This is a genomic window from Pseudomonas sp. BJa5, from assembly GCF_030272875.2.
Taxonomy (GTDB): domain Bacteria; phylum Pseudomonadota; class Gammaproteobacteria; order Pseudomonadales; family Pseudomonadaceae; genus Aquipseudomonas.
Genome location: NZ_JALRNG020000017.1, coordinates 12,947 through 26,982, shown reverse-complemented (window position 1 = coordinate 26,982; position 14,036 = coordinate 12,947). Strand labels below are relative to the sequence as shown.

Below are 14,036 nucleotides of genomic sequence, written 5' to 3'. Positions count from 1 at the left end.
ACCATGCCTGCATCATTGAAGGATCTGGGCCGTTACGCGGCATTGCCCTGGCACTGCCTGCAGTTGCTGACTCACGCCAAGTCATTCGAGAACAACCCGGTAATCGGCAGCTCACGGCTCAACGCCCTGGGCCTGCATGTGCAGCGCCGCCAACTGGCCATGGCCATGGCCAGCCTGCGCCGTCGAGCACTGGCGCCACGGATAGACGCGACGGAGCTGGCAAGCTTCGAGGAACAGGGCTTTTTCGTCCGCGAGAACGCCCTGCCCGCCGAACAGTTCGCCGCGCTGCGCGCCGAACTGGGCGAGCTGCGCAGCCAAGGCTGGGAGATGCGCCAAGGCAAGGCCGTGACCCGGCGCGTCAGCCTCGACCAGGATGTGCTCAACCACAACCCGGCCAGCGCCGCCTTCGTCGCCGACCAGGGCGTGCGCGACCTGATCGCCTATGCCTCGTCCAATACCGGCGGCATCACCTATCAGCTGCAGTCGATCGTGATCGATGAGGCCACTGCCGAGCAGGATCCGCAGACCCGCCTGCATGCCGACACCTTCCACCCGACGGCCAAGGCCTGGCTGTTCCTCGATGACGTGGCCGACGACCAGGGCCCGTTCAGCTACGTGCCCGGCTCCCATCGCCTGACGCCGGAGCGCCTGGCCTGGGAGTACCGCCAGAGCCTGGGGGCGGCCCGCTCGACCGAGCAGATGCACCGTGAAGGTTCATTCCGGATTCATGAAGAAGAACTGGCCGGGCTGGGCCTGCCCGCACCGCGGCGCTTCGCGGTGCCAGCCAACACCCTGGTGGTGGCCGACACCTCGGGCTTCCATGCCCGCTGCCCGAGCCTGACCCCCAGCCACCGGGTGGAAATCTACGCCAGCCTGCGGCGCAATCCGTTCATCCCGTGGCGCGGTGCCCACCTGTTCGCTCTACCCTGGATCGCCAACCATCACATGCGCTGGGACATCCGCCTCAAGCGCCTGATGGGCTTCGACAAGCGCAGCCACTGGCGCTTCATCGACCGGCTCAACGCCTACGAAAAGCCCTGGATCTGAGGCAAATCTGAGCACAGCGCGGTCAGGTTTTACGGCCGCTTCGCGGCCGATCGCAGCCTGGCGGCAGCTCCCACAGTTTGAGCTGCAATCGGTGTGGGAGCTGGCGAAGCCTGCGAACGGCTGCGCAGCAGTCGCAATCCGACCACATCGTTGAACCAGACGTCCCGCAGAATCAGGCGAGCCTGGCCATCTCTTCGAACACCCTGGTGGTGGCCGACACCTCGGGCTTCCATGCCCGCTGCCCGAGCCTGAGCCCCAGCCACCGGGTGGAAATCTACGCCAGCCTGCGGCGCAATCCGTTCATCCCGTGGCGCGGTGCCCACCTGTTCGCCCTGCCCTGGATCGCCAACCATCACATGCGCTGGGACATCCGCCTCAAGCGCCTGATGGGCTTCGACAAGCGCAGCCACTGGCGCTTCATCGACCGGCTCAACGCCTACGAAAAGCCCTGGATCTGAGGCAAATCTGAGCACAGCGCGGTCAGGTTTTACGGCCGCTTCGCGGCCGATCGCAGCCTGGCGGCAGCTCCCACAGTTTGAGCTGCAATCGGTGTGGGAGCCGGCGAAGCCTGCGAACGGCTGCGCAGCAGTCGCAATCCGACCACATCGTTGAACCAGACGACCTGCAGAATCAAGCGAGCCTGGCCATCTCTTCGGCGACGATGGCCACGGTGCGGGTGATCTGCTCTTCGCTGTGCTCGCAGGACACGAAGAAACGCACCCGCGCCGCCTGCTCCGGCACTGCCGGGTAGAGGATCGGCTGGGCATTGATGCCGCGCTCGAACAAAGCGCTGGACAGGCGCCCGGCCTTGAACGAACTGCCGGTGATCACCGGAATCACCGCCAGCCCGGTGCTGGTGGCGGTGTCCAGACCGGCCGCCCTGGCCAGGCGCAGGAACAATTCACCACGGGCCTGCAGGGTCTGCACCCGCGCCTGATCAAGGGCCATGCACTGCAACGCCGCCAGCGCCGACGCTGTGACTGCAGGCGGCATGCCGACGCTGTAGAGAAAGCCCGGGGCGAGGAACTTCAGGTGTTCGATCAGCGCCGTGTTGCCGGCGATGTAGCCACCGCAACTGGCCAGGGTCTTGCTCAAGGTGCCCATCCAGATATCCACGTCGTCGCCGGCCAGGGCGAAATGCTCGCGAATGCCTTTGCCGGTCGCGCCCATTACCCCCAGCGAGTGCGCCTCGTCGACCATCAGGAAGACCTTGTGCTTGCGCTTGAGCTCGACGAAGCGCGGCAGGTCCGGGTAGTCGCCGTCCATGCTGTAGATGCCCTCGACCACCACCAGCACCCGCTCGAAGTGCTGGCGCTGCTCACCGAGGATACGGTCCAGTGCCTGCCAGTCGTTATGGGCGAAGCTCAGACGCCGCGCACCGGACAACTGGATGCCCTGCAACACGCTGTTGTGGATCAGCTCGTCATGCAGCACCAGGTCGCGCGGGCCGAACAGGTAGCCGATGGTGGTGACGTTGGTGGCATGACCGCTGACCAGCACCACCGCATCGTCGACCTCGTACAGGTCGGCCAGGGCGCGCTCAAGCTCCCGGTGCAGCGGGCGATCGCCGGACACCGGCCGGCTGGCCGACACCGAGGTGCCATAGCGATCGATCGCCGCCTTGGCCGCTTCGGCCACCTGCGGGTGACCGGAGTAGCCCAGGTAGTTGTAGCTGGCGAAGTTGAGGTACTCGCGCTCGCCGATACGGGTCTCGGCGCCCGCCGTGCCCTGGTGCAAACGGAAGAACGGGTTGGCCAGGCCCAGGCGTGCGGCGCCCTGCTGCATCACCCGCAACTGCTGGTAGCCAGGGTGCTGGTCGAAGCGATAGAAGGCTTCCGGCACCTTGAGCGCCACCTGTTGCGCTTGCTCCAGGGTGGCGCCGGGGGCCCCGTCGCCCGCCTCGCTGCGACGGCGTTGCAAGGCTTGTTCGATCAGCCGTTGCTTGATGCCGGCATTCAGGCCGGAGGGCGTTTTAGCAGTCATTGCAGGTTCACTCGGTCAGACATCATTCAATCAAACGGTCAGGTGCCGCAGCCGTGTCCGCCAGCTCGGCGTTCAGCTCGGCGATTTGTTCCGGGCTCAGTTCACTGCCGTGGCGGGCCAGCACGTTCGCGGTCAACGAGGTCGATGCGGGTGCCTCAGCCGCTTCGCCACGCAGCAGTTCGAGGATGCGCACGCTGAGCTTGTCGATGCTGGAGCTTTCGCTGAGCTCCATGACCGGCAGGCGAATGCCGAAGCGTTCTTCCAGCGCCACCACCAGCTCGACACTCATCAGCGAGTCCAGTCCCAGTTCTTGCAGCGGCCGCTGGGTATCCAGCCGGGCTGCCGGCAGGCGCAGGATTTCACAGACCTCATGCTTGAGCAGTTCGACGAAACGCTCCAGCACCTGTTCGTCATCCAGCTCGGCGAGCAAGCGCTGGATGTCCTGGGCATCGCCCTCATCGTCCTGCTCGCCACCGTGGGCGCGGACCAGCTCGATAAAGCGCGGGGTGGCGGCGCTGGGCAGGAAGCGCGACAAGGCTTTCCATTCCAGCTCCAGCACGCCGATGCCGTCGTCGCCGCTCAGTAGCATCTGCTCCAGGTGCGCCAGGGCCACGTCGGCGCGCAGCGCTGCGCCACCCATGCGGCTTTGCAGGGCATCCTTGATCTGCTCGTTACGGGCCAGGAAGCCGACATCATCGATGGCGCCCCAAAGCACCGCCGTGGCCGCCAGGCCTTGGGCGCGACGATGGCGGGCCAGGGCTTCGAGCCAGTGGTTGGCCGCCACGTAGTTGGCCTGTCCCGGGTTGCCGAACAGGGTGGTGGCCGAGGAGAACATCACGAAGAAGTCCAGCGCCAGCCCGCAGGTCAGTTCATGCAGGTACTGCGCGCCCTTGGCCTTGGGCTCCAGCACACGCTGCAACTGCCCGGCATCGAGGTTGCGGATCAGGCCGTCGTCGATCACCGTCGCGGCGTGCACCAGGCCGCGCAACGGGTAAGGCGTGGCGGCGATGTGTTCGAACACGGCGCGCAGTTGCTGCGGGTCGGTGATATCGCAAGCCAGCGCCTGCACATCGATACCCTGGGCCTGCCAGGCGGCCAGGCTCGGCTGCGCCTCGACACTGGCCGGGCCGCGACGACCGAGCAGCACCAGGTGTCGCGCGCCCTTGTCCACCAGCCACTGCGCCGTGCGCAGGCCGAAACCACCGAGGCCGCCGGTGACCAGGTAGGTCGCCTGGCCATCGAGCTGCAGCTGTTGCTGCGGCTGCTCGCGGGTGTCCACCAGGTGCTCGATCGGGTTGCCGTAGGTGACCACGATCTTGCCGATCTGCCGCGCCTGCTGCATGTAGCGGAACGCCTCGACCACCTGGTTGGCATCGAATTCTCGGAACGGCAGCGGGTGCAGGATGCCTTGCTCGAACAAATCCATCATCTGCCCGAACAGGCGCCGGGTCAGTTGCGGACGCTCGCTCATCAACTGGTCGGCGTCGATGCCGAAGTAGCTGATGTTGTTGCGGAACGGCCGCAGGCCGATGCGCGTGTTCTGGTAGAAGTCGCGCTTGCCCAGTTCGAGGAAGCGACCGAACGGCTTGAGCACCCGCAGGTTGCGGTTGATCGCTTCGCCCGCCAGGGAGTTGAGCACCACGTCGACACCCCGTCCGCCGGTGATTGCCAGGACTTCGTCGGCGTAGGCGAGGGAGCGTGAATCGAACACTTTGTCGACACCCAGCAGGCGCAGGAAGTCGCGCTTCTCGTCGCTGCCGGCGGTGGCGTAGATCTCGGCGCCACACCACTTGGCCACCTGGATCGCGGCGATACCCACGCCACCGGCGGCGCCGTGGATCAGCACTTTCTCGCCCGGCTCCAGGCGCGCCAGGTAATGCAGGGCGTAGTAGACGGTGAAGAAGGTACTGGGGATGGTCGCCGCCGCTTCGAACGACATGCCGTCGGGAATCCGCGCCACGGCGTTGGCGTTGGTCACCAGGCGGTTGGCGAAGCTGCACGGGCCGAAGCCGACCACACGGTCGCCCGGGGCGAAATCGCCCAGTACCTCGGCGCCCTTGCCCTGCACTACGCCTGCGAATTCAAAGCCCAGCGTCGGGCCGGAGAAGCCGTTCTCGATGGCTTCGTCGGACAGCAAGCCGAGGGCGAACATCACGTCGCGGAAGTTCAGGCCGGTGGCCCGCACGGCGATATCCAGCTCGTCCGCCGCCGGCAGGCGCGGCTCACGCACTTCCCAGCGCAGGTTGCGCAACTGGCCGGGCAGGTCGAAGCCCAGACTGATGCGCTGGTCTGCCGCGTCAATGGTGTCATGCTTGTCCGCCAGCACGCGCAGGCGCGGTACGTAACGCAAACCGTCGGCGCTGATGGCCATTTCGTTTTCGGCGTCGGCCTGCAGCAGGGCCGGGACCAGGCTGTCGATCGATGCGCCATGGGCCAGGTCGAGCAGACGGATCGGGCAACTGGCGGATTCGTTCGCCAGGGTGCGGCCAAAGCCCCAGAACGCGGCGTCGGCAATCGCATCCACCTGCTGTGCGCTGTCGCCGCTGTACAGGTGAGCGGCAGCGCCACGGGTCAGCAGCCAGCAGTGCGGGGCCAGGCCCAGCGATTCACACGCCTGGACCAGCGCCGCGGCCTGCATGCAGCGCTCGCCCTGGGCATCCAGGCCCCGGGCGGCATCGAAGCCGGCCAGGTGCACGAGTTGCTGCGGCGGCTGATCCAGCGCGGCCAGTTGCTGCGCCAGCGACCGGGCATCACCCGGCACCAGCAGGCTGACCTGCTGGCCCTGCTCGCGCAGGCGACTGGCCAACTGCTCGGCGGCGCCCTGCCCGGCCTCAGCCAGCAAGGCCCAGTGCTGGCAGGCGACTGGCGCCAGCGGCGCAGCGCTGCCCGCCAGCTTGCCGGCAAGCATCAGGTAACTGCCACAGCCATTGCCTGGCAGGGCTTCGAGGGTATGGGTCAGGGACAGGCCATGGCGTTGCAGCTCGTGCTGCCAGAAGCCTGGACGCTGCTGGCGCGACAAGGCCTGCTCGGGGCCGGCCAGCCACCAGTCGGCCTGGGCACCGAAGACGAAATCGGCCCAGCGCGCCGGGTGCTGTGCCAGCAACGCCAGTTGCCCATGGGGGTTGAGCTGGGTTGCCACCTGGCGCAAGGCGGTGCCAATGCTGTCCAGCGCCGCCAGGTCGGTCGGCAGCAGTACCCAGTCGTAGTGACCGGCAGCGGCCAGTTGATCGAAGCCGAGGATATCCAGCGCCGGGCACTCGTCGCACAGCATCTGCGCCAGCTCCGGCTCTTGCACGCAATAGCTGTAGTCCACCCGGTCGAAATCGACCGCGGCGTACAGCGACTCGGCAAAGGACGGCCCGCCAAAGCCGAGCTCCAGCACCCGCAGGCGCTGCCCGGCCGGCAATGCATCCAGGCGTTGGGCCAGGGTCTGGCGCAGGCCGGCGAGCAGGCGTTGCTGGCCACTGGCACCCAGCACCAGGCGGGTCAGGCTGGCGCCGCTGGTTTCCCGCGGCAGCAGGGTTTCAAGTGACTGGCGACCGTCGAGCAGCGCCTGCAAGTGGCGCCCGATACGGCCCACCGAATGAATCAGCTGGAAGTGTTCCGGGTAGCTCTGGAACAGCTCCTGCCAGATCGCCTCGGACGTCGGGCGCTCGCCGGCATCGGCAAGCTGCCAGCCACCGGCGGCATCACGGTCGAGGCTGCCGTCTTCCAGGCCATGGCGCAGCAAGGTCGCGAGGAACTCAGCCGGCACGGTCGCCTGTTGCGACCACAATGCAACCTGTTCGGCGCTCAGGCGGCCACCGGCCTGCTCGATCAGGTCGAGCACGAAACTTGAACACAAGGCATCGAGCAGCGGCTCGACCTCGTTGAGGTAGCGCACCTGCACCGGCTCATCGGCCAGGCCCTGCAGATGATCGGCCAGCGCCGTATCGAGCAGGGCTTCACGCAGCACCGGCACGACCTGACCCGGGGCGGCGACGCCGACATGGGCCAGGTGCTTGATGTCGCCGGAGCGATCGCGCTGCAGGCGCACGCCACGGAAGCGCGCCTCCTTGATGCACAGCACCGCTTCGCCGCGGGCGTCATAGAGGACGAAATCGACCAGCAACGAATGCTCGGTGCGCTTGAGCTGCCGCACTTCGGCCAGGCACGGCACGCCCCCGTCGCGAGCAAAGGCGATGCGTCCGAACTTGACCGGAATGAACGCCAGGCCCTTGTTGCGGCCCGGCTGGCTCACCAGCAGTTCGGTGATCAACTGGAAGGCACCGTCGAGCAAGGCCGGGTGCAGGTGCAGCGACGTCAGCTCGGCGCTGATCGCAGCCGGTACACTCAACCGGGCCAGAATGTGCGCCGGTTCCACCCAGACAGCCGACACAGCCTGGTAGGCCGGCCCGTAGTTCAGGCCGACCGCCGCGGTCAGTGCCAGGTGCTGCTCGCCGCTGAAATCCGCCGGGCGCTGTGGCAATGCCGGGGCACGACCGCCGAGCATCACCCCGCGTGCCTCGCCGGGCAGGCGCGCGACCACATGCTGTACCCACTCTTCGCGCTGGGCCAGGGTGCGCGAGACGATGCGCAAGGTGCCATCGGCCTCCTCGACGCTGACGCGAATCTTCTTGCTGCCTTCGCTGCCGAGCAGCAACGGGTTGTGAATCTCCAGTTCTTCGATGTCGACGAACTCGCCTGGCTGGTGCAACAAGGCCACAGCCAGGGCCAGTTCGGTGAAGCCGGCGCCGGGGAACAGTACCGACTCGCCGACCTTGTGATCGCCCAGGGTCGGGAACAGCTGGGTATCCAGACGGTTTTCCCAGGTCAGGGCACGGTCGGCCAGCGCATAGCCGAGCAAGGGATGCACGCGCTCGCGCTGCAACAGGCCGGACGACTCGGAGCTGACCGGCAACTGGAAGTGATCGCGCTGCCAGGCGTAGTTGGGCAGGCGCAGGTTGGCACCGGCCACCGGGAAATGCGCCTGCCAGTCCGGCTCGACACCGGCGATCAGCAGCTTGGCCAGGCAACGCTCCAGCAGCACTGGGCTGTGGTCCTTGCGCAGCAAGGTGGCGATCACCTGGCCGGCGACCTCGCGCTGGGCCAGGGCATCGGTGACGTAGCTGCGCAGGATCGGGTGCGGGCCGACTTCGACGAACAGGTTGCAGCCCTGCCCCACCAGCGCGTCCATCGCACCCTGGAACAGCACCGGCAGGCGGATGTTCTGCCACCAGTAGCGGCTGTCCAGTCGCTCGCCATCGAGTTGGCCACCGACCACGGTGGAGTAGAACGGAATACGGCCGGTGCGCGGGCGGATGTGCGCCAGGTCGCTGATGACCTGCTGTTCGATCGGGTTCATCGCCGGCGAATGGAAGGCGTAGTCCAGGGCCAAGCGACGGGCGAAGACCTGGCGCTCGCCGAGCACCTGCTCCAGCTCGCCCAAGGCCTCGACACAGCCTGCCACGGTGGCACCGCGGGCGCTGTTTTCGCCAGCGATCACCAGACGCTCGTCCAGGCCCAGTTCGGCCAGTACGGCAGCGGTGGCTTCAGCCGACAGGCCCACGGCGGCCATCTGGCCGTTGCCACGGGTCAGGCCCTGCAGGCGGCTGCGGTGGAAGATCACCTGGGTGGCGTCCTCCAGGCTCAGGGCACCGCAGGCCCAGGCCGCGGCCACTTCGCCAACGCTATGGCCGATCACCGCCTGGGGATGCACGCCCTGCGCCGCCAGTACACGGGTGACGGCCACCTGCAAGGCGAACAGTGCCGGCTGGGCAATCTCGGTGCGCGCATAGCGATCGTCGCCGTTCTCACCCATCAGTTCGGCACGCAGCGAGTAGCCCGCCAATGGCTGGAACAGCGCATCGACTTCAGCGACCGCTGCCTCGAACAGTGGATCACCGAGCATCGCCCGGCCCATGCCTTGCCACTGCGAACCGTTGCCGGAATAGACGAAGACCGGGCCCTGGACCTGGTCCAGCGCCTGCCCGGCTTCAAGCACCGAACTCAGCTCGCTGAGGCTCGGGTCCTGGGCATAGTCGGCCAGCGCCTGGGCGGATTCGGCCGGGTCGGCGCTGATCAACAACAGGCGATGCGGATGGGCATCGCGACGGAACATGGCCTGGTAGGCGACGTCGTAGTAGCTGGCTTCGGGATGCGCGGCCAGGTAGTCGGCAAAGCGCTCGGCCGTGGCGCGCAGGCCTGCGGCATCCTTGGCGCTGAGCAGCAACGGCAGTCGGCGCGCCTGGTTCGGCGCGGCCGGCACAGGCTGCGCTTCGGCGCTCTGCAAAATGACGTGGGCGTTGGCGCCACCAAAGCCGAACGAGTTGATGCCGACCGTCAGCTGCCCTTCAGGCTTGAGCGTGCGCGGCTCGGTGACCACGTCCAGGTTGAGGTCGACAAAGTCGATGTTGGGGTTAAGCGCTTCGACCCCGATGGTCGCCGGAATCTTGCGCTCGGCCAGGCAGTTGAGGGCCTTCATCAGGCCGGCAACGCCGGAGGCGGCTTCCAGGTGACCGAGGTTGCTCTTGATCGAGCCGATCGGCAGCGGATTGCCGGCGCCACGGGCCTGGCCCAGGGTCTCTCCGATGGCACGGGTCTCGACCGGGTCACCGACCGCGGTGCCGGTGCCATGGGCTTCGAGGTAATCGAGTTGCGCAGGGTCGATGCCGGCCTTGGCATAGGCGCCTTTGAGCAAGGCGGCCTGGGCCTCGGCGTTGGGCAGGGTCAGGCTGGACTTGCGGCCATCGGTATTGACCGCACTGGCCGCCACCACCGCCAGGATCGGGTTGCCATCGGCCAGGGCCTGGTCGTAGTCCTTGAGCAGGAACAGTCCACCGCCTTCGGAACGGGCGTAGCCATCACCGCTCTCATCGAAGCTGTGGCAACGCCCGGTGCGCGACAACATCGACGCCTTGGCGAAGATCATGAAACCGAACGGGTGCATGTGCAGGCTGATGCCGCCGGTCACCGCCTGGTCGATATCGCCACTGAGAATCGCCTGGCAGGCCTGGTGAAAGGCCACCAGCGACGACGAACAGGCGGTGTCGATGGCCATGCTCGGACCGCGCAGGTCGTAGAAGAACGACAAGCGGTTGGCGGCGATGCTCATGGTGTTGCCGGTGGCGGTGGCGCCATCGATCGAGGCCATGTCTTCGACCAGGCGATAGGCCTGCTCGACACTGGCGATCCCCAGGTACACGCCGCAGTTGCTGCCACGCAGGCTCGACGGCTTGACCCCGGCGTTCTCGAAGGTTTCCCAGCACATTTCCAGCAACAGGCGTTGCTGCGGGTCCATCACTGCCGCTTCGCGCGGCGAGATATTGAAGAACCCGGCATCGAAAGCGCTGACGTCACCCAGGCTGCCGGCAGCGAAGGTGTAGCTGGTAGCCGGATTGGCTTTGTCCGGGTGCAGGAACTCGGCATGCTCCCAGCGCGAGGCGTCGACCTGGGTCACCAGGTCGCGCCCGGTCATCAGGTTTTGCCAGAAACTGCTGGTGGTGGAGCCAGGGAAACGAAAAGAACAACCAACAATTGCAACCTGTTTACGCTTTGTCAAAACCCATTCCTTTAAAAACCACTGGCACCGTCCCATCCTGCGGACAGCCGGCAAGCCTGGCCAATTCAACTTTGGCAGTCGTTAAACGTCTTTATGTGGATCATGCTTGGTTCTGGAGATCACCTTGCGAGGCACCTGGGCCACGCAAGGTAAACGGCGTGTGCGCTACGCGGGGACGACCTTCAGACTTATCTGATTGAATAATACGCGGTCTGGATGATAAGGGAAAACCCCAAGCGCCAGTCGCCTGGCGAATGTCCGAACCGGTTCACACAATGGTCGTAGCCGATTGCAGTTATAACCTAATAACGAACTAGTCTATTTGGCTATAAAAAAACCTTTATGCTGGCTGCCATCCGATCACGGGCACGTTGGGCGTTAGGTTGACTATGGATGTAGGTTCTTTCGGCTTCACCATTGCAGGTCTGGTTGTAGGCTTCATCGTCGGCATGACCGGCGTCGGCGGCGGCTCGCTGATGACCCCGATCCTGCTGTGGTTCGGCATCAACCCGGCCACGGCGGTCGGCACCGACCTGCTCTATGCCGCCATCACCAAGGCCAGTGGCGTCTGGGTGCATGGCAAGAACAAGAACATCGACTGGAAGATCACCGGCTGGCTGACCCTGGGCAGCGTTCCGGCTGCCGCCCTGACCCTGTGGTTCCTCAGCAGCCTGGACGCCGACACCCAGGCGGCCAACGCCATCATCAAGCAAGGCCTGGCTGTGGTGCTGGTACTGACCGCCCTGGCCATCCTGTTCAAGAGCAAGCTGCAAGCCTTCGCCAACAAGCACGCCGGCGACCGCTGGCACCTCAACGGCCGCACCCTCAACCTGCTGACCGTGGTCACCGGCGTCATCCTCGGCATCATGGTCTCGCTCACCTCCATCGGTGCTGGCGCCCTGGGCACCGTGGCGCTGTTCCTGCTCTACCCCTACCTGGTCACCCGTCGCCTGGTCGGCACCGAGATCGCCCACGCCGTGCCCCTGACCCTGGTCGCGGGCCTGGGCCATGCCAGCATGGGCAACATGGACTGGTCGCTGCTGGGTTACCTGCTGCTGGGCTCCTTGCCGGGCATCTATCTGGGCAGTCACCTGACCGGGCGCATTTCCGACGGCGTCCTGCGCCCATGCCTGGCGGGCATGCTACTGATGATCGGCTACAAGCTGGCGTTCTGAGACCACCCCCGCACAGCGTCTCATCGCGGCTTGCATAACATATGGAAATCCGTATATTCGGATTTCCATATGTTAAAGCGGGCAACTGCGATGCTCACCCCTGCCGCACTATTCAAGTCCCTGGCCGACGAAACCCGGACGCGCGCTACCTTGCTGATCGTTCGCGAAGGCGAACTCTGTGTCTGCGAGCTGATGAGCGCGCTGGATGAAAGCCAGCCGAAAATCTCCCGCCACCTGGCGCAACTGCGCAGGTGTGGCCTGCTGCTCGACCGTCGCCAGGGCCAGTGGGTCTACTACCGGCTCAACCCGCAACTGCCCGCCTGGGTAGGCGAGGTGCTGAAGCTGACCCTCGATGCCAACCAGCACTGGCTGAGCGACGACAGCGCCCGCCTCGGCGCCATGGGCGAACGCCCTGCCCGACCTACCTGCTGTTGATAGCGAGAATGTCCCGATGCGAATCCTGTTCATGTGTACGGCCAACAGTTGCCGCAGCATCCTGTCCGAAGCCCTGTTCAACCACCTGGCCCCGGCGGGTTTCGAAGCGGTCAGTTCCGGCAGCTTTCCCAAGGGCCAGGTACTGCCCCGCAGCCTGACGACGCTCCAGCGCGCCGGTATCGCCACCACGGGCCTGTCCAGCAAGGGCAACGACGCCTTTGTCGACAACCCGCCCGATATCGTCATCACTGTGTGCGACAGGGCCGCCGGCGAAGCCTGCCCGGTCTGGTTCGGCCCGGCGCTCAAGAGCCACTGGGGCCTTGAGGACCCTTCCGAGGTCCGGGGTAGCGAGGCGCAGATCAACACCGCCTTCGACGCCACCTTGGCGCAGATCGAACGACGCTGCCGCGCCTTCCTCGCCCTGCCTTTTGCAACGCTGGACGCAGATGACCTACAGCGCGAACTCAACCGTATCGGCACCCTGTGAGCGACGAACCCATGAATGAAGACCTGCCCAACCTCGACCTCGAACTGATCAAACCCTTCGCCGCCCACGACGGCCACAAGCCACGCATCCTGCTGCTCTATGGCTCGACCCGCGAACGCTCCTTCAGTCGTCTGCTGACCGAAGAAGCGGCGCGCTTGCTCGAACACTTCGGCGCAGAAACGCGAATTTTCAACCCTAGCGGCCTGCCCCTGCCTGACGACGCCCCGACCAGCCATCCCAAGGTCCAGGAGTTGCTGGAACTGATGCAGTGGTCCGAAGGCCAGGTGTGGTGCTCGCCGGAGCGCCACGGCGCCCTTTCGGCGGTGTTCAAGGCACAGATCGACTGGGTGCCGCTGGCCCTCGGTGCGGTGCGCCCGACCCAGGGCAAGACCCTGGCAGTGATGCAGGTGTGTGGCGGCTCGCAGTCGTTCAATGTGGTCAACCAGCTGCGGGTGCTGGGCCGCTGGATGCGCATGTTCACTATCCCCAACCAGTCATCGGTGCCCAAGGCCTGGCTGGAGTTCGACACCGACAACCGCATGAAGCCTTCACCCTACTACGACCGAGTGGTGGATGTGATGGAAGAGCTGGTCAAGTTCACCCTGCTGTTGCGCGATCGTGGTGAGTACCTGGTGGATCGTTATTCGGAGCGCAAGGAATCGGCAGCGGCGCTGACCCAGCGGGTGGGGCAACGCTCGATCTGATAGAGTGCGGCGCAGCATTTCCCTTGAAACGGACCCTGAGGTTTTGCTGATGACCCACCCCTCACGCCTCATTTTTCTCCCCGGCGCCTCGGGCAACACCGACTTCTGGCGCCCGGCCGCGCGGCAACTCGTGCACCCGGCACATCAGCTGCATGTCGGCTGGCCCGGCTTCGGACCGACTCCGGCCGATCCGCAGGTGAACAGCCTGGATGATCTGGTCGCCCGCCTGCTGCCGGCCATCGACCGACCTACGGCGCTGGTGGCGCAGTCCATGGGCGGGATCGTCGCGGTGCGTGCCGCACTGGAGCGACCCGAGCGAATTACTCACCTGGTGCTCAGCGTTACTTCAGGCGGGGTGAACATGCCGGCATTCGGTGCCCAGGACTGGCGGGCGGATTTCGCCGCCGAGTACCCGGGCGCGCCGCGCTGGTTCCTCGATGAGCACAGCGACCTCAGTGCGCGCCTGGCGGATCTGAGCATGCCGGTGCTGTTGCTCTGGGGTGACCGTGATCCGATCAGCCCGGTGGCTGTGGGCGAGCACCTTGCCCGCTTGCTGCCCCGTGCAACGCTGCAGGTGCTGGCAGGTGCGGGGCATGACCTGGGGAACAGTCATGCATCGGAGGTGGCGCAACTGATTGACAGGCATATGCTGTCGTAACCTGACA

Annotated in this window: 9 protein-coding genes; 7 read left to right on the top strand and 2 right to left on the bottom strand. The window is 65.9% G+C overall.

From position 1 onward, the window contains the following. Window positions 1-3 precede the first annotated feature (3 nt). Window positions 4-1,047, top strand: a complete 1,044-nt coding sequence (locus M2D63_RS11995) for a phytanoyl-CoA dioxygenase family protein (protein ID WP_285863136.1) — start codon at window positions 4-6, stop codon at window positions 1,045-1,047. A 209-nt stretch (window positions 1,048-1,256) separates the two neighbouring features. Further along, window positions 1,257-1,505 carry a hypothetical protein gene (locus M2D63_RS11990; RefSeq protein WP_285863135.1) on the top strand — a complete coding sequence of 83 codons (249 nt, stop codon included), beginning with the start codon at window positions 1,257-1,259 and terminating at the stop codon, window positions 1,503-1,505. A 172-nt stretch (window positions 1,506-1,677) separates the two neighbouring features. Here the strand turns inward: M2D63_RS11990 and M2D63_RS11985 are convergent, their stop codons facing one another. Then, window positions 1,678-3,030 carry an aminotransferase class I/II-fold pyridoxal phosphate-dependent enzyme gene (locus M2D63_RS11985; RefSeq protein WP_285863134.1) on the bottom strand — a complete coding sequence of 451 codons (1,353 nt, stop codon included), beginning with the start codon at window positions 3,028-3,030 and terminating at the stop codon, window positions 1,678-1,680. Between the two features lie 22 nt (window positions 3,031-3,052). After that, window positions 3,053-10,570 (bottom strand): type I polyketide synthase, encoded by a 7,518-nt coding sequence (locus tag M2D63_RS11980; protein WP_285863133.1) that lies wholly within the window; start codon window positions 10,568-10,570, stop codon window positions 3,053-3,055. Window positions 10,571-10,959: 389 nt separating this feature from the next. Here M2D63_RS11980 and M2D63_RS11975 point away from each other — a divergent pair, with 389 nt between their 5' ends. The 5 genes from M2D63_RS11975 (at window position 10,960) to M2D63_RS11955 (ending at window position 14,029) form a co-directional block, all read left to right on the top strand. Next, window positions 10,960-11,745, top strand: a complete 786-nt coding sequence (locus tag M2D63_RS11975; protein ID WP_285863132.1) for a sulfite exporter TauE/SafE family protein — start codon at window positions 10,960-10,962, stop codon at window positions 11,743-11,745. 90 nt (window positions 11,746-11,835) lie between these two features. Next, on the top strand, window positions 11,836-12,180 hold the full coding sequence (locus tag M2D63_RS11970; protein WP_285863131.1) for a metalloregulator ArsR/SmtB family transcription factor: 345 nt from the start codon (window positions 11,836-11,838) through the stop codon (window positions 12,178-12,180). A gap of 16 nt (window positions 12,181-12,196) precedes the next feature. Then, complete coding sequence (locus M2D63_RS11965; RefSeq protein WP_285863130.1) at window positions 12,197-12,667, top strand: arsenate reductase ArsC; 471 nt, start codon at window positions 12,197-12,199, stop codon at window positions 12,665-12,667. An 11-nt stretch (window positions 12,668-12,678) separates the two neighbouring features. Beyond that, complete coding sequence (gene arsH / locus M2D63_RS11960) at window positions 12,679-13,371, top strand: arsenical resistance protein ArsH (RefSeq protein ID WP_285863129.1); 693 nt, start codon at window positions 12,679-12,681, stop codon at window positions 13,369-13,371. 49 nt (window positions 13,372-13,420) lie between these two features. Beyond that, window positions 13,421-14,029 (top strand): alpha/beta fold hydrolase, encoded by a 609-nt coding sequence (locus tag M2D63_RS11955; RefSeq protein WP_285863128.1) that lies wholly within the window; start codon window positions 13,421-13,423, stop codon window positions 14,027-14,029. Window positions 14,030-14,036: the final 7 nt, after the last annotated feature.

Coding starts and splice junctions, on each gene's coding strand:
- M2D63_RS11970 (WP_285863131.1), top strand. CDS start 11,836: ATGCTCACCCCTGCCGCACTATTCAAGTCCCTGGCCGACGAAACCCGG.
- M2D63_RS11985 (WP_285863134.1), bottom strand. CDS start 3,030: ATGACTGCTAAAACGCCCTCCGGCCTGAATGCCGGCATCAAGCAACGG.
- M2D63_RS11955 (WP_285863128.1), top strand. CDS start 13,421: ATGACCCACCCCTCACGCCTCATTTTTCTCCCCGGCGCCTCGGGCAAC.
- M2D63_RS11975 (WP_285863132.1), top strand. CDS start 10,960: ATGGATGTAGGTTCTTTCGGCTTCACCATTGCAGGTCTGGTTGTAGGC.
- arsH (WP_285863129.1), top strand. CDS start 12,679: ATGAATGAAGACCTGCCCAACCTCGACCTCGAACTGATCAAACCCTTC.
- M2D63_RS11995 (WP_285863136.1), top strand. CDS start 4: ATGCCTGCATCATTGAAGGATCTGGGCCGTTACGCGGCATTGCCCTGG.
- M2D63_RS11965 (WP_285863130.1), top strand. CDS start 12,197: ATGCGAATCCTGTTCATGTGTACGGCCAACAGTTGCCGCAGCATCCTG.